Origin of the sequence: Streptomyces sp. CA-106110 (assembly GCF_050936285.1) — a bacterium.
In the GTDB taxonomy this organism is placed as follows: Bacteria; Actinomycetota; Actinomycetes; order Streptomycetales; family Streptomycetaceae; genus Streptomyces.
In genome coordinates this window covers 11,770,710-11,789,654 of sequence record NZ_JBNJNB010000001.1, presented here as the reverse complement: position 1 = coordinate 11,789,654, position 18,945 = coordinate 11,770,710, and the positions used below count along the sequence as shown (strand labels likewise).

Annotated in this window: 13 protein-coding genes and 4 pseudogenes; 12 read left to right on the top strand and 5 right to left on the bottom strand. The window is 69.8% G+C overall.

Annotated elements, in window-relative coordinates; genetic code table 11:
- The first annotated feature begins 67 nt into the window (after window positions 1-67).
- The 7 genes and pseudogenes from ACQEXA_RS54630 to ACQEXA_RS54600 all read left to right on the top strand — a co-directional run bounded on the left by ACQEXA_RS54630 (window position 68) and on the right by ACQEXA_RS54600 (window position 7,776).
- The gene (locus ACQEXA_RS54630; RefSeq protein WP_432921207.1) at window positions 68-820 is read left to right on the top strand and encodes an SDR family NAD(P)-dependent oxidoreductase; all 753 of its coding nucleotides are present in this window, start codon (window positions 68-70) and stop codon (window positions 818-820) included.
- Window positions 821-1,227: 407 nt separating this feature from the next.
- Window positions 1,228-1,488, top strand: a pseudogene (locus tag ACQEXA_RS54625) (hypothetical protein); the annotation flags it as partial.
- 378 nt (window positions 1,489-1,866) lie between these two features.
- Window positions 1,867-3,258 (top strand): C69 family dipeptidase, encoded by a 1,392-nt coding sequence (locus ACQEXA_RS54620; protein ID WP_432921210.1) that lies wholly within the window; start codon window positions 1,867-1,869, stop codon window positions 3,256-3,258.
- A gap of 108 nt (window positions 3,259-3,366) precedes the next feature.
- On the top strand, window positions 3,367-4,815 hold the full coding sequence (locus ACQEXA_RS54615; RefSeq protein WP_432921213.1) for an ABC transporter substrate-binding protein: 1,449 nt from the start codon (window positions 3,367-3,369) through the stop codon (window positions 4,813-4,815).
- A gap of 77 nt (window positions 4,816-4,892) precedes the next feature.
- Window positions 4,893-6,329 (top strand): purine-cytosine permease family protein, encoded by a 1,437-nt coding sequence (locus ACQEXA_RS54610; protein WP_432921216.1) that lies wholly within the window; start codon window positions 4,893-4,895, stop codon window positions 6,327-6,329.
- Window positions 6,330-6,451: 122 nt separating this feature from the next.
- Window positions 6,452-6,851 (top strand): annotated as a pseudogene (locus tag ACQEXA_RS54605) (transposase); the annotation flags it as partial.
- Between the two features lie 637 nt (window positions 6,852-7,488).
- The gene (locus tag ACQEXA_RS54600) at window positions 7,489-7,776 is read left to right on the top strand and encodes a reverse transcriptase N-terminal domain-containing protein (RefSeq protein ID WP_432921219.1); all 288 of its coding nucleotides are present in this window, start codon (window positions 7,489-7,491) and stop codon (window positions 7,774-7,776) included.
- A gap of 84 nt (window positions 7,777-7,860) precedes the next feature.
- On the opposite strand, the gene ACQEXA_RS54595 is transcribed toward ACQEXA_RS54600, so the two are convergent.
- Both ACQEXA_RS54595 and ACQEXA_RS54590 read right to left on the bottom strand, forming a co-directional pair.
- Complete coding sequence (locus ACQEXA_RS54595) at window positions 7,861-8,238, bottom strand: transposase (protein ID WP_433130488.1); 378 nt, start codon at window positions 8,236-8,238, stop codon at window positions 7,861-7,863.
- A 77-nt stretch (window positions 8,239-8,315) separates the two neighbouring features.
- The gene (locus ACQEXA_RS54590; protein ID WP_433133863.1) at window positions 8,316-9,320 is read right to left on the bottom strand and encodes a transposase; all 1,005 of its coding nucleotides are present in this window, start codon (window positions 9,318-9,320) and stop codon (window positions 8,316-8,318) included.
- Window positions 9,321-9,419: 99 nt separating this feature from the next.
- On the opposite strand from ACQEXA_RS54590, the pseudogene ACQEXA_RS54585 reads away from it, so the two are divergent.
- The 4 genes and pseudogenes from ACQEXA_RS54585 to ACQEXA_RS54570 all read left to right on the top strand — a co-directional run.
- Window positions 9,420-10,016: pseudogene (locus ACQEXA_RS54585) on the top strand (reverse transcriptase domain-containing protein); the annotation flags it as partial.
- Between the two features lie 317 nt (window positions 10,017-10,333).
- Window positions 10,334-12,046, top strand: coding sequence for a recombinase family protein (locus ACQEXA_RS54580; protein ID WP_433133861.1), 1,713 nt, complete (start codon window positions 10,334-10,336; stop codon window positions 12,044-12,046).
- A complete protein-coding gene (locus ACQEXA_RS54575) occupies window positions 11,955-13,049 on the top strand; it encodes a group II intron maturase-specific domain-containing protein (protein ID WP_433133859.1) in 1,095 nt (364 codons plus the stop codon). Before ACQEXA_RS54580 ends, ACQEXA_RS54575 begins: the two co-directional genes overlap by 92 nt.
- A gap of 8 nt (window positions 13,050-13,057) precedes the next feature.
- Window positions 13,058-13,204: pseudogene (locus tag ACQEXA_RS54570) on the top strand (IS1380 family transposase); the annotation flags it as partial.
- A 223-nt stretch (window positions 13,205-13,427) separates the two neighbouring features.
- Here ACQEXA_RS54570 and ACQEXA_RS54565 read toward each other — a convergent pair.
- The 3 genes from ACQEXA_RS54565 to ACQEXA_RS54555 all read right to left on the bottom strand — a co-directional run bounded on the left by ACQEXA_RS54565 (window position 13,428) and on the right by ACQEXA_RS54555 (window position 17,842).
- A complete protein-coding gene (locus ACQEXA_RS54565) occupies window positions 13,428-15,503 on the bottom strand; it encodes a prolyl oligopeptidase family serine peptidase (protein WP_433133857.1) in 2,076 nt (691 codons plus the stop codon).
- Between the two features lie 223 nt (window positions 15,504-15,726).
- Window positions 15,727-17,115 (bottom strand): diaminopimelate decarboxylase, encoded by a 1,389-nt coding sequence (lysA, locus tag ACQEXA_RS54560; RefSeq protein ID WP_433133855.1) that lies wholly within the window; start codon window positions 17,113-17,115, stop codon window positions 15,727-15,729.
- Between the two features lie 4 nt (window positions 17,116-17,119).
- Window positions 17,120-17,842, bottom strand: coding sequence for a helix-turn-helix domain-containing protein (locus ACQEXA_RS54555; protein WP_433133853.1), 723 nt, complete (start codon window positions 17,840-17,842; stop codon window positions 17,120-17,122).
- Window positions 17,843-17,970: 128 nt separating this feature from the next.
- Between ACQEXA_RS54555 and ACQEXA_RS54550 the strand changes: the two genes are divergently transcribed.
- Window positions 17,971-18,939 (top strand): MurR/RpiR family transcriptional regulator, encoded by a 969-nt coding sequence (locus ACQEXA_RS54550; RefSeq protein ID WP_361828978.1) that lies wholly within the window; start codon window positions 17,971-17,973, stop codon window positions 18,937-18,939.
- The last annotated feature ends 6 nt before the right edge of the window (window positions 18,940-18,945 follow it).

The window sequence follows — 18,945 nt, the reverse complement described above, 5'->3', positions numbered from 1 at the left end:
CGGGGCAACGGAAGCGGCACAGCCGCGCCCCGATTGCGCTCTCATTTCCGATACGAAGGACGAACTCATGGGCTCTTTTGATCTGGCCGGACGCGTGGCCCTGGTGACCGGAGCGACCAGCGGCATCGGCGCCGCCACCGCAGCGCTGCTTGCGGAGCGCGGCGCACATGTGCTGGTCGCGGGGCGTGACCGCTCCCGCGGTGAGGCGGTCGTCACCGCCATCCGTGACCGGGGAGGCAAGGCCGACTTCCTCACAGCCGATCTGGGCAAGGCAGAGTCGGTGCGGCAACTGGCGCGGGAAGCCGGCGACCTGGGCGGCGGCCGTGTGGACATCCTGGTCAACAACGCGGGCGCCTTCCCGTTCGGTCCGACGGATCAGACGCCGGACAGTGACATGGACGCCGTCTACGCCCTCAACGTGAAGGCGCCGTTCCACCTGGTGGCGGCCCTGGCCCCGGCGATGGCCGAACATGGGCGGGGAGCGGTCGTGAACGTCAGTACCATGGTCGCCGAGTACGGCGTCCCTGGCATGGCGTTGTACGGGTCGAGCAAGGCCGCGCTCAACCTGCTCACCAAGGCGTGGGCCGCCGAGTTCGGCCCGCGTGGGGTGCGAGTCAACGCCGTTGAGCCCGGCCCGACCCGCACGGAGGGCTCGGCCGGCATGGGCGACGGGCTCGACGCCATCGCCGCCCAGGCGCCTGCCGGACGAACCGCCTCCGCCAGGGAGATCGCCGAGGCGATTGCCTACATGGTCAGCGACGCGGCGAGTTTCGTCCAGGGCGTGGTGCTGCCCGTGGACGGCGGTCGCACAGCCGTCTGATATCCGGTAACCGCCAGGCCAGCGCGGCACTCAACCGCCATCCCACGGTCTAGTCTCCCCCAGGAATCGCCGCCTCGAGTGTCGCTGGCCCTCGAGGCGGCGCTGGTGCCGGAGGCGCGCACGCGATCGCTGCAGGTGGTCGAGCACCAGCGGCGCCGAGCGTGCTCGCCAACGAACCGGCGGAAGCTCGCCGGCCATGCCGCCCAGGGCGATGCGCTGTGCGGGGCGCCGGGTCAACCATCGCGCCCCCTCCGCCGGCATCCAGCCACCACTCGCCCGCGTCTCGCGCCCCTGGACGCTGAGAACTACCTTTCGATGCCCGGCATCACGGAGATCACCGGCGTCCGGGGCTCGCCGAGTTCGGGGACGACCCTACCCGCTACGCTTCCGCCAAGGCCCGGAAGAACTACGCCGGCGCGAGCCCCATCACCCGAACTTCCGGCAAGAGCCACACCGTCCGGGCCCGCTTCGTGTGCAGCAACCGGCTCGCCGCCGCCCCGCAGACCCAGGCGTCTCCGCCTTGCGGGCCTCGCCCGGCGCCCGCCGCTACTACGACAAACAACCCGCCCGCGAGGCCTTATGCAACGCCGCTTGCCGCTAGGTCGGCAACCGCCTCGTCGTGCATCCTCCACGGATGCCTCAAGACCCGAGCCCTCTACCACGAGTGACCGCTTGGTCGCACCATGCGCACTCCCATGCCGCTTGACCACATGGGGTGTCTGACCAGGACGGACGTAATTTCTGGCAGGCACAACGTCCGACCGTATGGCGTTCCGCCCGTGACCTTGCCCTCGCCGAAAACGTCGTTCGTGCAGGTCACGCCCATGTTCGTACTCGTGGGCAATGCTCGGCAACTCTCGATCAAAAGCCTGCGATTTCCGGCGGCGGGGCGGGCTGTGGGGGGAGGCCGCGGAAGCAACTGTCGACAAATTTGCCACTTGGCGTGATCCTGAGATCTCAAATCCGCCGCAACGAGCCGACGGCCAGATCTAGCCGAAGTGGGAGAAATCAACGTGCTTCCATGGAGCTGCGACACCTTCGTGGCCATGGCCGACAGCGTGCCCGGAGGGCACGTCCTGCTGGCCAAGAACAGCGACCGCCCTGTGTCCGACACACAACCCCTGCGCTTCCTGTCGCGCCGCACCGCGCAGGCGGGCGCCACCGTGCGGCTGGCCCACGTCGAGATTGACGACGTCGAGGAGTCCTACGCGCACCTGGGCGGTTCGCCCTACTGGTGCTGGGGACACGAAGAGGGCCTGAACGAATGGGGCGTGGCCATCGGCAATGAGGCCCTGTTCACCAGGGACTGGGCCGCCACGGTTTCCGCGGTCAAGGGCGGCGCCGACCGGGACGGCGGCATCCTCGGCATGGAGCTGCTGCGCCTGGGTCTGGAGCGGGGCCGCACGGCCCGGGAGGCGCTCGACGTCATCTGCTCACTGGTGGAGCGCTACGGGCAGTGGGGCTCCGGTGTCGTGGGGCAGCCGCCGGTCACGGGTGGCTATGACAACTCCTTCCTCATCGCCGACGCCCAGGAAGCGTGGGTGCTGGAGACCAGCGGTCACCGCTGGGTGGCCAAACAGGTCACCACGGGGACGTACGCCATCTCCAACCAGCCGACCATCCGCACCCAGTGGGACCGCGCCAGCGGCGATCTGGTGGAACACGCGGTGGACTCCGGCTGGTGGGAGTCCGCGCCAGGGCGATCGTTCGACTTCGCGCGCGCCTATGTCGACGCTGGTACGCCGCTGCAGTTGTCGCACATCCGGCTCCAGCGCTCACGCCAACTGCTCGGCGAGGCGGTGGGTGCCGGTGGGGTGGGGCTCGGCCAGGCTCAGCGGGTGCTGCGCGACCACTACGAGGACACCTTCCTGGGCGGCCCGTACTTCAACGCGGCGGTGCCCGACTTCCTGAGCCTGTGCATGCACTCCCACCCGTCAGACTTCACCTGGGGCAACACTGCCGGCTCGGCGGTGTTCGTGCTGCCGAAGAGCGGGGAGGGGCTGGCTCACCTGTGGTGGACGCCGGTGACGCCGTGCACCGGTGTGTACGTGCCGGTGTTCGTGGACGCCGGGAGGGTCCCTGGAATCTTTTCTGCGGCGGGGACGGCTGGCGTCCGGGAGTGTCCTGCCGAGCACGCGTCGGTGGACACGTATGACGAAGGGTCCTACTGGTGGCGGTTCCGTCGGCTGCTCGATCTGGTCAAGGGCGGCGAGCAGGCGTGGAGCTTCAACGAGAACCAGCCCGTGGTGCGGCGGGCGTTCGACGCCCTGGAACGGCAGTGGGCGGCCGAACTCCCGCAGGTGGAGAAGGACGCGCTCGTGTTGCGTGAGCAAAGCGATCACACGGCGATGGCGGACTTCCTGGCCGACTACACCGAGTCCTGCGCGCAGCAGGCACTGGAGGTCCTCGACCACCTCGTCGCGCAACTGTCCGGCTGAGAGGCGTTCTGTCACGGCCGGAGAAGCCTTGACAAGCCGATGTGATGTATGCATGCTACCGGCCAGAGCGTCGGATCTGAGATCTCAAGAATGCCACTTGAAGGTGCCATGGACCGTCCGGAAACCGTTCACATCCGCAGCAATGGGCAGGTCACTCTTCCCATGCCGGTGCGCCGTGCGGCCGAACTGCACGAGGGTGACGTGATCGAGGTCGTCCTCCAGAGTGACGGAACGATTCTGCTGCGCCCGGTCGCGGTCCTCGACCGCTTGCAGGCGGACCTGGTCTACCGGGTCGGGGACCGGTCCGACCCGGAGCTCACCGAGGACGACATAAGGGAACGGGCCCGCGGGCTGGTCCGACGCCGCAGGCTTCCGGTCACCACCGGGCGCACGCTCGACGCGCTGGTGGAGCGCTACCAGCGCGGTGACCTGACCCAGCGGGCGTTCATCGGCGAGTCACTGATGCTGGGCCTGCCCTCGGCGTCGATCACGGCGCTGCTGGCCGGCACCGAGCCCGCCCCCGCCGACGCGCCTCCCGGGCCCCCCGTGGCCGAGGAGGCGCCGCAGGCGGCGGTACGGATCGCCCAGGCGTACCACTCGCTGCTGTATCTGCCGCTGTACATCGCCCATGACGTCGGTTTCTTCGCAGACGAAGGAGTGCGAGTCGAGATCACCACCGCCGGCGGAGGCACCGAGGCCTGGTCTGCGGTGGAGGCGGGCGTCGCCGACTATTCCGTCCACGATCCGGTGTTCACCGTCCGCGCTTTCGAACAAGGGATCGGGGATGCGGTCGTGGTCGGCAGCATCTGCAACGGGCAGGCCATTCTGGCGCTGGCCGCGGACTCGGAGGTGGAGGCAACCGACGACCCACGTGTTTTCAGCACGCGCACCGTCGCCGGGCGCACCGTCGCCACCCAGCCCCAGCCCGACTCGCAGTGGGCCCTGCTGCGCTACCTTCAGTTCCTTTACCAGGCGGGCCCCGAGTCTTCCTACCGCGGCCTCCAGGTGCCGATCGGCACCGAACCGGCTCGCGTCCTGGCGGGGCAGGCCGACATCTGCCTCGCCTTTCCGCCGCAGGCGGACGTGGCCATGTCGCAGGGCCTACGCGAGGTCTTCGACTTCTCCACCTATTTCGGCCCGTATCTGCTGTCGGCTCTTGCCACCCGGCGTGGCACCGTGCAGGAAAAGCCCGCACAGCACAAATCGGTGATCACCGCGCTGGAAAAAGCCTGCCAGTACGCCCATGCTTTCCCGGACGAAGCCGTCCGGGTGGCTCAGCTGGAATTCCCCGGTGTCGACTCGAAGGTGATCGAGAGCGCCACACGGCGCTGTCTGCGGCGCAACTTCCTGCCACCCCACGTCGCGGTGGACCACGAGGCCTGGAAGGAGAACGGCGTTCTCAACAGGTTCGTCGGCACCATTCAGCAGTACCACTCGTCGGCCGAACTGGTCGACAACGAGATGAGTCTTCACGTTTATCGCACGCTCGGCAATCTCCGCCTCGTGTGGGACGGTCCCCGCCCCATCGGGAAGCCGGTCGCCATAGCCGGAGCGTGACCAGACGGACGTGAGGTGGGACCAGAACGGCACGCCGGATGTCCCTACGGTCACCCATGCCCGAGGAAAGGTGCACCATGAGCGTACTGGCAAAATTCAGAGGACCGGCGACATCGATCGACGACCAGATCGAGAGCTTCGCAATCAACCGCGTCCCGGCAAATCTGCGGTGGCCCATACCCGCCATCAGCCTCGTGCTTCTCGGCAACGCCACCGCGATGTTCTTCTTCTCCTTCGGTGCCCAGCAGGCATTCCTCGTGGGATGGCCCGGGATGCTCGGTCCGATCGCGTACTTCTTCATCGGCTCCGTGCTGATCGGCATGCTCACCATGCGCATGGCGAGCCGGGAAGGCCTGTCGCAGAACCTGCTCAGCCGGGGTCTCGGTTTCGGCAGTCGGGGCGCGGCAGTCACCTCGTTCATCTACGCCATCAACTACGTCTTCTACTTCCTCTTCGAAGGAACGATCGTCTCGCACGCGATCGCGGAGTATTTCAAGGTCGACATCAACTCCATCGCCGGCATCGGCATCTTCGCCGTGGTGGGCCTGGTCACCCTTCTGGTGGTCCGACGCGGCATGCACGCCATGTCGTTCCTCCAGTCCTGGGGCTTCCCGGTGTTCCTGATCCTGCTCGGCTGGGGCCTGTACAAGATGTTCACGGAGCACACCCCGGTCAGCGTGGGCGGCTGGCATGCCACCGGCGCCACGGGCAGCGTCGCGATGTGGAGCGCGTTCAGCCTCGCCAACGGCCAGATGATCTTCCAGGGCCTGATGGCGACCGACTACGGGCGTTTCGCCTCCCGCAACATCCGCTACCGCGGCACCGCCACCATCATGCTCGGTGAGCTCATCCCGATGTTCGCCGTGATCTTCCTGGGCGCCTTCATCGGCATCACGCTGCTGACCGAACTGCACGGACCGAACGCGCAGTCCAACGCCCAGGACCCGGGCTTCATGTTCGTGTCCCTCATGGGCGGTGTGGGTGTCGTCTTCGCTGTCATCACCCAGATCCGCATCAACGTCATGAACCTGTACGGCGGCTCCATCGCGCTCTCGTCTGGATTCGACGTCGCCGCCAACTTCCGCCCTGGCCGCCAGTACTGGACGTACCTGGTGTGGATTTTGGGCGTGGTCTTCTACGCATTCAACGTCATCAACCACCTGGGGACATTCCTGGCGATCACGGGTGTCCTCACCAACACCTGGGTGCTGATCATCCTCGCCGACTACTTCGTGTGCCGCCGCTGGATGAAGCTCGGCCGGTCGGAGAACATCGAGTTCGAGCCGCACGAGGTGCGGTCCTGGAATCCCTGCGGTCTGGCCTCGCTCGGACTGGCGGTGCTGGTCGGCGCGCTGGGCATCGGCGGCGTGTACCCGGTGTACTACGCGTCGTTCATCTCGATGCTGCTCGGCCCCATCCTGCACGTCGCGTTCACCGCGGGGACCAAGGGCCGCTACTACAAGCCCGTCCAGGCGGACGAGGCCCCGGAAGAGCCGCAGAGCGCCCTCATTTGAAGTGCTCTCCTCCCTTCAGCAAGCCTCAGGAAGGCGAGGGGGACGTTCACCCCGGCGTCAATGCCGATCTCCGGCCCGGGGTGGGGTTCGGGCTTGGTTTCCAGGGTGGTGATGCGGAAGGCGATGTGCCAGCCCAGCTCATCCTTGATCAGTCGGGCGCCGGTGACCCGGCTGTCGACGGCACGGGTCCAGTGTACGGACCGTTGGCCTCCGAACCGACGGTGTCCCGCCTGGTCGACACCCTGGGGCCGGACCGAGAGCCCTGGAGGCGATCCGGGCCGCACGAGCCCAAGCCCGTGAATGCGTATGGAAGTTGGCTGGCTTTTCAGCGCCAGGTGCCGACAGGGAAGTGATCGTGGACCTGGATGGGGTGCTGGTGTTGGCGCACTCCGAGAAGCAGGACGCTGCCGCGGCCTGGAAGAAGACCTTGGGCACCATCCGCTGATGGGCTTCGTCAATCACGGCCGAGGCGGCAGCGGCGAGCCGGTCGCGGGCCTGCTGCGGCCCGGCAACGTGGGCAGCGTGCGACACGAGGTCGCACAGTTTGAGTGATCACATCGATCGGAGGGTTGACTGATGTCGAGGGTGTAGATCCGGGCCAGTGTCCAAGGCCCGTCCCCGCTTCGACGTGCGTCACTGGCAACGGTGGGGTGCGGAGCTCGAAGAAGACGCCCAAGGGTCCCCGATCCGTCCGGGGGCCACAGGCAAGGGGAAGACCGGACGGGTGAACGCGAGTGAACCCCTGATGATGCCTCGTCACGTTTGGGCTCCGCCAGACGGAAGTCTCCAGCGGAGTGCAGGGACTGGCCGCTGAGAAGCGGCGGGTGCCGGTCGGACAGGTTGCCGCCGACCGGGAGGACACCGCCGTCCCCGGGGTATAGGGGGCACCCACCCCGGTCGCGTCTCAACTGTGTGGAACGTGGAAACCCCGACGGGGTCCGCCCGGGCGACCGGGCGGTGAGCCGACCGTGAGGAAGGCCCAGCCCCCGGGCGGGAACAGGATGGCCCAAGAAGCAAACGCCGGCGGCCGAAAGGCAGCGGGAAGACGGGGCAACATGTTCGGCCCTCCGCCGATCGCCCTGCATAACCGGCCGGATACGGGCACATGCCCGAACCCGAAAGGGTGCCGACGTGGGCCAGGTGAGTCTGTGGAGACCAGATGCTCGAAGCACCGGAACCAAGGGACAAGTTAGGCGCCGTGGCCACGGCCGCGGTGAACGGACCCGAGGACGAGATCACCGACTGGCTGGCCGTCGACTGGCAGCAGGTTGAGGACGACGTACGGCGACTTCGGCAGCGCATCTTCACGGCATCGCAGGCAGGGGACCTGAAAAGGGTCCGCAATCTGCAGAAGCTGACCTCGATTGTTCTGCGGCGTGACGGCCTCGCCATGGGCGGCTGTCTGCCCGTTATGTCCCGTGCCGTGTCGGGGTGGGCCGTCGCATGACGCTGCGGGGGCGTCGGGTTCCACGGACCCGAGGGTGGTGCGGGTCTTCTCCTTCCTGGTCCTCGTCGGGGTGGTGACCAGCCGTCAGGGGGCGGCCGGGAGTTCGGTGGTGCGCTGCCAGGCGGTGGCGAACGCGGCCGCCCATGGCCAGGTGCGGTCGAGGTGGAGGGTGCGTCGGCGGGCATGGGCGGTGAGGCGGGCGGGCAGGTGGTACAGCTTCATCCGGATCGTCTCCGGCTCGGCACCGGCCAGCTCCGGCTCGTCATGCAGGAGGAGGAGTCGCATCCAGGCGTCGAGGTCTGCCGCGAGGGCGGCGGCCAGGATCCAGGCGGCGTTGAGCTGCCAGGACTTCGAGGGCAGCAGGGCGAGCCCGACCCGCTTGATTGCTTTCACGCGGTCCTCCACCTCAGCGTGATCGCGATACAAGGCATCGACGAACCACATCTGCCCGGAGGCTGGCACCCCGGAAAGCCCGTGGTGGGCGGGGATGTTGGTGGCGATGATCTGGTAGCGCCAGCCGGTGCGCTTCTCGAAGGCGGTCAGCTTCTTCGCATCCCGGCGCGAGGGTTTACCCGGCGCACGATCAGCCGCATCCCCTCGGGCCAGCCGGTCAGGTCGCGCACCCCGGTCAGCTCGGCGACCTGGTAAGACAGCCACTCGCCGTCGGGGCCCTTGATCTCGTGCACCTGGCCGTCCTGCCGCAGCGCGCAAGTCCACACCTGCTCGGGCAGCAGCGCGATCGCCCGCTCGTCCGCGGTGTTGATCGCCCAGCCGGTCACCCAGCGCACGCGGCGCCGGCTGGTGGTCAGCGCCTGCAGGTGCTCGAGGAGGGCGTGGCTGAAGGCCGCACCGTCGATCCGGATCAGCAGCTTCGACCATATGGGCAGCGGTAGCTGGCGCAGAGCTGCGGCCAGGACGCTCTTGTGGTCGGCGACGTCGTTGGCGGCGGCGTTGCCACACCGCAGTAGCATCGCCGCGCACTCGCGGGTATTGGCCACCCACGCCCCCAGCGGATGATGCCCATAGCTGCCTTTGAACGTGCCGGCCGCCCCCTCCTTTCGGCTGCTGCAGGTCACGATGGTCGCGTCGAGATCCAGGACGTACCAGCCGGCCAGCTCCCGCCCGCACACCGAGATCCAGGGAAAGCCCCCGGGGCGCAGGGCGAGCATCGTCCACACCACGCGTCGTATCGCAGCGCGGACGCGCTCAACCCGCGCCGCCGCCGGGCCGTCGATCGCCTCCAGGGCGCGGCGCAGGGTGCTGTCTGAGATCGGGCGCGGGAACAATCGCCGGCAGTGGTGCTGGAGTTGCTCGGCCTCCAGGACGTTGGTGGCGCCGAGCATGATCGCGCAGGCGAGCATGACCAGGGCCTCGCCGCGGTCACGCCAGCCCGGCCCGGTTCCCTGGGGCAGGGCTCGGGCCAGGGCCGTGGTCAGTCCGGTCTTGTCAGCGATCCTGCGCAGGAGCACGACGCCGGCGTGCCCCACGAGGTTGCGGTCGTCGGCCCGCACGCCGAGCCGGTGGTCCCAGCGGGTACTCTTCACCTTCCGGGTGCCTCTTCCTCGCGACGTTCTTGATCTAGGCAATCCAGATCATCGCAGGTGAGAGGCACCCTTCTGCTGTCAAGGCGTCAGTTCCACTTCATAGCTGAATACATGAGGCTGATGCTCCGCTCCCGTGCCAACACGCTGCTCAGCGTGCGCCGGGTCACGGAGATCAACGCTGGCCGCACGACCGCCGGGATCGACGGGAAGGTGGTGCTGCTGCCCCAGGGCAAGGCCGAACTGGCTGACTGGATGCAGCGATCCTCCGGTTCCTGGAAGTCCCGGCCGGTCAGGCGGGTGTATATCCCCAAGGCAGGAGGGAAGAAACAGCGCCCGCTCGGCATTCCGGTGATCGTTGATCGCGCTCTCCAGGCGCGGGCCCTCAACGCGCTGGAACCCGAGTGGGAGGCACGGTTCGAGCCGAAGTCGTACGGCTTTCGGCCCGGCCGTGGCTGCCACGACGCCATCGAGGCGATCTTCAATGCGGTCGGGGGCAAGAACCCGCACCGCCGGTGGATTCTCGACGCGGACCTGGCAGCGGCGTTCGACCGCATCGACCATGGGCATCTTCTCCGCCAGCTCGGCACGTTCCCCGCGCGGGAACAGATCAGGCAGTGGCTGAAGGCGGGCGTGGTCGAGCGGGAACAGCTCACCCCGACCGAGGAGGGGACTCCACAAGGCGGGGTGGTTACGCCCCCAACGCAATGGGCAACTTCTGCTTCGAGGTCACGCTGAGTTACCGGCGGGTGGAGCGGCCGCGGCGGGGCGGGGGCGGTTGAGATGGCCGGCGGTACGGTCGGCTCATGGCCAGTGGTCTCGGTGCCGGCGGCCAGAGCCCTCCCCGGTGGGCCGAGGCGACAGCCCGGCGAGTACGGCGATGAACGGGGCGAAGGTCGAGACCGCGTGCGTCTTCGACCGCCTGGCGGCCGCGGACCTCTCGGCGGCCTACGCCATCTTGGTACCTCCGCGGCGGGCCCGCGTGCGGCGGGCCGGCCAGGAAGGAGCGCCGCATCATGACGAGCGCGGCGATCTACGCCCGGGTCTCCTCGGCCCGGCAACGGCAGGATCAGACGATCGGGTCGCAGACGGCGGCGCTGCGCGCGCACGCCGCGAAGCTGCGGCTTGAGCTGCCCGAGGAGTGGGTCTTCGAGGACGAGGGGCACTCCGGGGCCACCTTGATGCGGCCCGAACTGGAACGGCTGCGGGACCTGGTCGCGCAGGTCGGGGTGGACGTGGTGCTGTGCTACGCGCCGGACCGCCTGGCCCGCAAGTTCGCCTACCAGGCCCTGCTGATCGAGGAGTTCGCCCGCGCGGGCACCCGGGTGGAGTTCCTGCGCGGCCCGCGCGGCGACAGCCCCGAGGACCAGCTCCTCATCCAGTTCCAGGGCATGTTCGCCGAGTACGAAAAGGCCCAGCTGATGGAGCGCTACCGGCGGGGAAAGGCCTACCGGGCCCGGGCCGGCTCCATCAACGTCCTCGGCGGTGCCCCGTTCGGCTACCGCTACCGGCGCAAGAGTCCGGAGTGCGGGGCCACCTACGAGATCGTGGAGAGCCAGGCCGCACTGGTCGCGGAGCTGTTCCGCCGCTACACCGACGAGGGCGCCTCCATCGCGGAGCTGACCCGCTGGCTCACCGAGTCCGGCACCCGCACCCGCACCGGCAAGACACGCTGGGACCGCAGCGTGGTCTGGGGCATGCTCCGCAACCCCGCCTACGCGGGCACCGCCGCCTTCGGCAAGACCCAGGCCGTCCACGAACCGGCGGGCCTGAACCGCCGGGCCCGCCTGGAAGGCCGCACCACCCCCAGCCCGGTCAAGGCCGTCGCCCGCCCGCCCGAGGAATGGATCACCATCCCCGTCCCCGCCATCATCAGCCCCGCCACCTTCCAGCGGGCCGCCCAGCGCCTGACGGACAACAAGAAATTCGCCTCCCGCAACAGCAAGGACCCCTCCCTGCTGCAGGGCATGATCGCCTGCGCGAGCTGCGGGTACGGCTACTACCGCAGCCACACCACGACGACCGCCAAGAACAAGATCTACTACTACCGGTGCCTGGGCTCCGACGACTACCGCCACGAAGGGGGCCGCGTCTGCGCCGGCAAGCCGGTCCGCGCCGACTACCTCGACGCGGTCGTCTGGGACCACATCACCGCCCTGCTCGCCGACCCCGCCCTGATCCGCGCCGAGATCGACCAGCGCCTGGCACAGGCCCGCGCCGGCGACCCGGCCACCCGCCAACGGCACCGACTCCAGCTCGCCCAGGCCAAGGCAAGCACCGCGATCACCCGCATGATCGAAGCCTTCCAGGAACAGCTGATCACCATCGACGAGCTACGGGCCCGCATGCCCGGCCTGCGGGCCCGCGAGGCCGACCTCCGCCGCCAGCTCGACGCCCTGGAAGCCCAACTCGCCGACCGCGACGCCTACCTGAAACTCGCGGACGACCTGGAAGGCTTCCTCGCCCAGCTCCGCCACCACGCAGCCACCGCCACCCTCCAAGAGCGCCAGCGCGTCCTGCGACTGCTCGTCAAGGACATCCTCATCGGACCCGAGAAGATCACCATCCGGCACCGCATCCCCATCCGCGAACCCACCCCCACCAGCCGACCCCACGACCGCGCCCCCGACACGGAGAGTGACACGGAGAGTGACCGCGGCCCGAGTTATCTATTGCGTTGGGGGCGTAGTCAGCCCGACGCTGTTGAACGTCGCCTTGCACGGGCTTGAGGAAGCCGCCGGGGTCCGGTACTTCCCTGACGGGATGAGGCACGCGGGTAAGTCGGAGCCGGGCACCCCCGTGGTGATCCGCTATGCCGACGATCTGGTGGCCTTGTGCGTCAGCGAGGAGCAGGCCCGGCAGGTCAAGCAGCAGCTCGCGGTGTGGCTGGCGCCGAAGGGACTGGCCTTCAACGAAGACAAGACGCGCGTCGTCCGTCTTGAAGAGGGCTTCGATTTCCTCGGGTTCAACGTCCGCCGCTATCGCAACGGCAAGCTGCTGACCAAGCCCAGCAAGGCAGCGGTGCGGCGCATTCGCAGCAGGCTGGCCGCTGAGGTCGAGGCCCTGCACGGGGCCAACGCTGAAGCGGTGATCAACAAGCTCAACCCCGTGATCCGGGGCTGGGCGGCCTACTACCGCACCGGGGTGTCCAAGGAGATCTTCTCCTCTCTGGATCACTACATGTGGCGGCTCACCTACCGGTGGGGACTGCGGGCGCACCCGAACAAGTCGAAACGCTGGGTCGTGGCCCGGTACTTCGGCGCGTTCCACCCGACCAGGCGGGATCGCTGGGTGTTCGGCGACCGGGACACCGGCCGCTTCCTGGTGAAGTTCTCCTGGACGAAGATTGTCCGGCATCGGCTGGTGAAGGGCAGAGCGTCTCCGGACGATCCCGCTCTGACCGGCTACTGGGCCGATCGTCAACGGCGGCGAAAGCCCCCGCTGGGGCGGTTCGTGCTGCGGCTGCTACACGCGCAGCACGGCCGCTGTCCCGGCTGCGGCACTCTGCTGCTGCACGCTGATCAAGAGCCGCAAAGCCCCACCGAGTGGGAGCAGTGGCTCACCGCCGTCCGCAAGGCGATCCGCCGCACGGCGCTCGCCACCGAGGATGGCAGCCCACCGGACGACACCGCACGCTGCCTCATGCACGCCCACTGCGCGCGGCGGCGCATCGCCGCCCGCGCACCGGGACCAGCAACTCTGCCTGCCCGCGGGCCCGCGGGACTTGCTTGAGCCGTGTGCCTGGAAAGCAGGCACGCACGGTTCTGAGGGGGCCCCGGCGCAGCAATGCGCTGGGGCTACCCGACAACACCGCCGCCGACCACATCGAAACCGCCCAACTCGCGCTAGCCCAGCTGCCCAAACACCATCAACGTGGCCAGCAGACTGAACCACCCCGGTTCGAATAGAGACTCGATTTTATACCTGCTGGTCGATGGTGGCCTTGGCGACGCTGTTCAGCAGCAGTCGGAGTGCCCCTGGGCTCGCTCCAGCACGATCCGGGATCGCAAGGCCAGAGCCTGAGCCGTCGCCAGCGACGCATCCATCCCTCAAGCACAGCCCGCTGGACCTCCGTTACTGACGACGGCGGGATCTTCGGGCCGCAACGATTCACGCCAAACCAACGACGGCGTCGGCGTCCAGGGAGACATCGGGGGCGATGTGGGCGCCGAGGACCTCGCGGTAGAGGGCGACCTCGGCCAGCAGGGAGCGGCGGACGCTTTCGACCCGGCGGAAGCCGTGTCCCTCGCCCTCGAAGAGCAGGAAGCGGTGCCATACTCCGCGTTCGGCGAGGTTGTCCACGATGCGAGTGGCCTGGTCCGGGCGGCAGATGAAGTCATCCGCGCCCTGGAGCATCACCAGCGGCACGGTGATGCGGTCGGCGTTCGCGGCGGGTGAGATCTTGTCGAACCAGGCCCGGTCCTGTGGGAGGACGCCGACCAGGGTGTCCACGTAGCGGGACTCGAAATCGTGGGTCTGCTCGGCCCGCCATCGTGCCGGTTCGCTGATCGGGTAGAGGACCGTACCCGCGCAGAAGACGTCGGTGTGGGTCAGACAGGCCAGGGTGGTCCAGCCGCCAGCCGAACCGCCGCGCACGGCCGTACGGGCGGGGTCGGCCAGGCCCTCGGCGGCCAGTGCGCGGGCGACGGTGACGCAGTCGTCGACGTCCACCACTCCCCACTGCCCGCGCAGCCGGTCGCGGTAGGCCCTGCCGTAGCCGGTGGAGCCGCCGTAGTCGACGTCCGCAACGGTGAAGCCCCGGCTGGTGAAGAAGGAGAACTCCAGGTCGGCGGTGACGCCGGTGGAATTCGTCGGGCCGCCGTGCACCTGCACCAGCAGCGGTGGCCGTTCGCCCTCGGGTGCAGTGGCGGTGGGATGAGTGGGCCGGTGCAGCACGAAGTGGACGGGTCGGCCCTGCGCGTCGTACACGGTACGGCGTTCGGGCAGGGGCTGCCAAGGAGCCAGCGGGTCTTCGGCCTTAGGCCTGACGTGTCGCGCCGGACCGGACCCGGGTGCCAGGGGCACCGACAGCAGGGCCGAGCCGCGGACCGGATCGGCGGCCCGGACCAGGATCCGTTCGCCGTTCGACCAGAGGTCGCCCTGGAAACTGCTCCAGCCGTGGGCGAGTTCGGTCAGTTCGCCGCTCTTCGGCGACCAACAGGACATCCGCTGCGGGCCGTTGCCGTGCGGCAGTACCACACCGTACGGCGTGACGGCGAACCAGCTCGCGCCGACCCGCCAGATGGGGCCAGCGCAATCCTCCTGCAGGGGGAGGACGTTGGCAATCGCGGTGGCCGTCGGCCGGTCGGCGGCCAGGTCGACGCGGTGCAGGTTCCACCAGCCGTCCGGGTCGGCCATCGCGTACAGGGTGTCGGGGCCCGCCCATGCGGCCTGGGAGACGGAGACCTCGGTGCCGTCATGGCTGCCGCCGAGCAGACGAACGGGCTCGCCCGCGACGCCATCGTGCAAGTCGGCGACCATCAGCTCCGAGCTGTCCCACGGCATATGAGGGTGATCCCAGCCGATCCAGGCGAGCCGTCGGCCGTCCGGGGAGAGACGGTGACCGCAGTGGAAGTGGTGCGAGCGGGCCACTACGCGCAGCGCGCCGGGGTCGTGGGCGGCGGCACCGGACAGCGGTACGGCGACGATCTCACGGACGGCGCGGACGGCCGGGTCGGCGTCGTGCGGTCCGGTAGCGGCCCGGGTGGTCTCCCGCACGCACCACACCTCGGTTCCGTCCGGGCCGGTCACCGGGTCGGCCCAGCAGGTCTCCCGGTCGGGCGGGTCGGCCGGGGTGAGCGGGATGAGCACTGGGAACACGTCGTCCTCGGCTGCACCGAGGCGGGGCACCTCGGCGCGGTACAGCCGCTGGTCGCGGTGGTCGGTGAAGACCAGCAGGTGGCGGTCGGCGGCCGAGTCTGCGGCGCGTACCCAGTACGGTTTGCCGCCGTAGCCGAGGGAGCGGTTGCGTACGGAGACGCCGGGGGCGAGCACGGGGACGGGCTCCTCGTGACCGGGGGCGTTGCGCAGCAACCACACGGTCGCGGTGGCCGGGTCGGAGGCGCACCACCAGTTCTCGTCGCTGGCTCCGGAGGGCCAGGAGGTGGATCCGGAGGCGTCGGCGACCGCTTCGGCAGTGATCGGGGACGGCCAGGTGCCGTACGGCAGGTGAGGCGCGGTGGACATGGGTGACTCCGAGTACGGGAGAGGGAGTTGGGCGGGGTGCGGGCGGTGGGCTGCCACGGGGCCCGGTGCGCGGGTTACTGCCCCCTGGGTGGACGGTTCCGGGGCTGGCGTGCCGGCTCTAGGCGCTTGCGGGAAGTTGCGCGCGTACGCCGTGGGCGACAGGTGTCCCTGAATCCGGCTTGAGGGCGGCCCTCGGGCGCTCGGCGGACGGGCGCCCGCCTGCTCACATGGCAGTCAGATGCACCGGGTCGCCGTGGGCGTCGCGGCGGCGCAGGTCGGCCGGGGTCTCCCGGCGGACCATGAGGCGGGCGCGGCCGTCCCGCACAGCGACAACGGCGGGCCGGGGCTGGGCGTTGTAGTTGCTGGCCATGGCGTGGTGGTAAGCGCCGGTGGCCGGGACGGCCAGCAGGTCTCCGGTGGTCACACCGGCTGGCAGGGCGATGTCGGGCACGACCACGTCCCCGCTCTCGCAGTGGCGGCCTACGACCACGGCGTGCACCGGCTCGCCCTCGGCGGGGCGGTTGGCGGTCCACGCCGTGTAGCGGGCGAGGTAGAGCGAGGGACGCAGGGCGTCGCTCATGCCGCCGTCGACGGAGACGAATCGGCGGCGAAGCCCGTCCTTGACGGCGCCGACACGGTAGAGCGTCACCCCGGCGGTGCCGATCATCGACCGGCCGGGCTCGACGGCGAGCCGTATCGGTGAGCCGGGTAGCACGCGTTCCAGGCCCGCTCGCAGGGCCGTCGTGAACTCGGCCGGTTCCAGGCGGGGTTGGCCTGGCAGGTAGGGGATGCCAGCGCCGCCGCCGAGGTCGATATCCGCCACTGTGATGCCGTGTCGCTCGGCGAGCAGGGCGACGAAGGCGGCGATTCGTTCGGCGGCGAAGGTCAGCCCCTCGGTGGCGGTGATCTGCGAGCCGATGTGGGAATGCACACCTGTGAGCCGCAGCGAGGGGTACGCCGCGACGGCGAGCACGGCCTGCTCGGCGTGGCCGCCGCGCACCGGGAAGCCGAACTTCACGTCGTCGCCGCCGGTGGCCATGTAGTCGTGCGTCTCGGCGGCGACGCCGGGGGCGATCCGGACGTAGACGTCCTGGACCCGGCCGGCTGCGGCCGCCGCGTCCGCCAGCCGGTCGATCTCCTCCAGGCAGTCGACGACCACCACGCCGACGCCGTGGGCGACGGCCGCCTCCAGTTCGGCGACGGACTTGTTGTTGCCGTGGAAGACGATCCGGGCGGCGTCGAAGCCGGTGTCCACGGCGAGTTGGAGTTCGCCGCCGCTGCACACGTCCAGGTGCAGCCCCTCGGCGTCGACCCAGCGGACCATCTCCGCGCACAGGAACGCCTTGGAGGCGTAGTGCACCCGGTCCGCGCCGGACTCGCGCCACAGCCGGGCCCGGTGGCGGAAGTCGGCCTCGTCCACCACGTACAGCGCCGTGCCGCAGGCGTCGGCCAGGTCGTCCAGGGCGACGCCCCCGATGTGCAGCCGGCCCTCGACGGTGCGGGCGGTCAGCGGCCACACCTCGGGGGCCGTCTCGGGTGGGGCGGCCGCGGCCAGTCCGTCGGGCAGCGGGGTCCCCGCGCGCGGTGCGGGCAGGGAGGGTGCGGTGGACACGGGGCTACTCCTCGGTGAGGACGACGAGCATGAGCAGGTCGTCGCTGGCGTCGGTGAAGTGGTGTTCGTCCATGGCGGCGAAGTGGCAGCTGTCGGTGGGGCGCAGCAGCCGTGCGGTGCCCGCCACCGCCACCCGGCAGGAGCCGGCGAGGACGAGCACGAATTCCTCGCCGGGGTGGGCGGTCGGGTGGTCGTGGTCGCCGAGGTCGGCGTGGAGCAGCCGGGCGCCGATGCGGCTCGCGCCCGGGGCCGTCAGGTCCCAGATGCCGAGGTGGCCGTCGACCTGGGCGAGCAGCGGGGCCGGGGCGAACCGCGGGGGGAAGCCCGGGGCGACGACGGTGCCCGGCCGGGTGCCGCCGAGGAGTTCGGCGGGTGTGCAGCCGAGGGCGTCGGCGATCTGGCAGAGGGTGCGGACCGTGGGGTTGGCGGCGCCTGACTCCATCTGCGAGACGTACGCCGGTGAGACGCCGGCGCGGACGGCCACCGCGCTGAGAGTGAGGCCGGCGGCCCGGCGCACACGGGCGACGGAGGCCGCGAGCAGGTCCCCGGTGTCGGCGCTGTCGGGGGCCGCGGCCCGACCGGATCCGGTGGGGTCGCTCTTTCCTTCCCCTCCGCCCGGTTCGGCGTCCTGTTGTCCGGGATCGTCCGGGGAGCGACGCGAAATCTCTTCTGGGACGCGGGAATCGGCCGAAGAATTTTCCGCCCCTGTGACTCTTGACGAGGTCATAACGCGACAGTAAGACTCACGCATCGCTTAGATCAAGCAATCTGACACCACCGTTTAACTGTCAGCAGAGAGGCAGTTCAGCACCCGGACTCCCGGGTGTGGGCTGCCCCGAGTGGGAGGGGTGAGCAGTGACCGGTCCTCTGGCGCCAACGCCGACCCTCGAGCTGCTGCGTGCGGCGGCCGAGCTGTGCGGGCCCGCCGCACAGCGCTTGTTCGCGGTACTGGCGGAGGACTATCCGGCCTCGCTGGAGCGCCGTCCGGGTCAGTTGCTGCGCGCGGCCGACGCGAGTGCTGCGGACCTGGACGGACTGCTGGCGGCGGCCGGGGTCGCCTCCACCGACGACCTGCGCCAACTGGCGGCCCGGGAGGTCGGTCTGCGGCTGGCCGAGCCGGATCTGCGGTTCACCAGCCGCGAGCCTCAGTCCGAGCCGCGCGAGCGGTCGGCGCTGCGCCGGATGATCACCGCGGAGGAGGACAACCTCCGCCGTACGCTCGCGGATCTCCAGGCCAACGGCGCCCTGGAGGTGGCGGCCGCGGCCCTGTTGCGGGCGCGGCGACGGTGGGTGCTGGGCGACCTGAAGTCGGCCGGGTACGCCTCGCTGCTGACCAGCGACCTCACCAGCAGCATGCGGGACGTGTTCCTGGTGCAGCCGGCGACGGGCGCGGCGGTCAACGCCATCAGCGACGCGCACGCGGACGACGCCCTGGTCGTGTTCAGCTTCCGCAACTACAGCCGCCTGACGGTGGACGTGGCCCGGGAGTTCCACGCGCTGGGCGCCTCGGTGATCGCGCTGACCGACAGCTACACCAGTCCGGTGTGCTCCTTCGCCACGCACGTTCTGGCGGTGGACACGCGCAGCGAGTCGCCGCACCACTCGCCGACGGCGGTGGCGGCGGCGGCCCATGTGCTGGCGGCCTTGGCCGCCGCAGGCGCCAAGGGCGCCGCCCGTCGCAGTCGGCGCCGCGCGGAGCTCTTCCGCTCCCTGGGCAGTTACGGCCTCGGCCGTCCGGCGTCCGACGCGACCGCGGGCACCTTAGGGGCCGTCGCCGGTGACCCAGGCCTCCCGGGACCCGCCGGCGACACCCCCGGCACGTAAACCCCG

Excerpts from the sequence above, each read along its gene's own strand:
- ACQEXA_RS54620 (WP_432921210.1), top strand. The coding sequence starts at position 1,867 with ATGGCCGACAGCGTGCCCGGAGGGCACGTCCTGCTGGCCAAGAACAGC.
- ACQEXA_RS54615 (WP_432921213.1), top strand. The coding sequence starts at position 3,367 with ATGGACCGTCCGGAAACCGTTCACATCCGCAGCAATGGGCAGGTCACT.
- ACQEXA_RS54610 (WP_432921216.1), top strand. The coding sequence starts at position 4,893 with ATGAGCGTACTGGCAAAATTCAGAGGACCGGCGACATCGATCGACGAC.
- ACQEXA_RS54630 (WP_432921207.1), top strand. The coding sequence starts at position 68 with ATGGGCTCTTTTGATCTGGCCGGACGCGTGGCCCTGGTGACCGGAGCG.
- ACQEXA_RS54565 (WP_433133857.1), bottom strand. The coding sequence starts at position 15,503 with ATGTCCACCGCGCCTCACCTGCCGTACGGCACCTGGCCGTCCCCGATC.
- ACQEXA_RS54555 (WP_433133853.1), bottom strand. The coding sequence starts at position 17,842 with ATGACCTCGTCAAGAGTCACAGGGGCGGAAAATTCTTCGGCCGATTCC.
- ACQEXA_RS54600 (WP_432921219.1), top strand. The coding sequence starts at position 7,489 with ATGCTCGAAGCACCGGAACCAAGGGACAAGTTAGGCGCCGTGGCCACG.
- ACQEXA_RS54580 (WP_433133861.1), top strand. The coding sequence starts at position 10,334 with ATGACGAGCGCGGCGATCTACGCCCGGGTCTCCTCGGCCCGGCAACGG.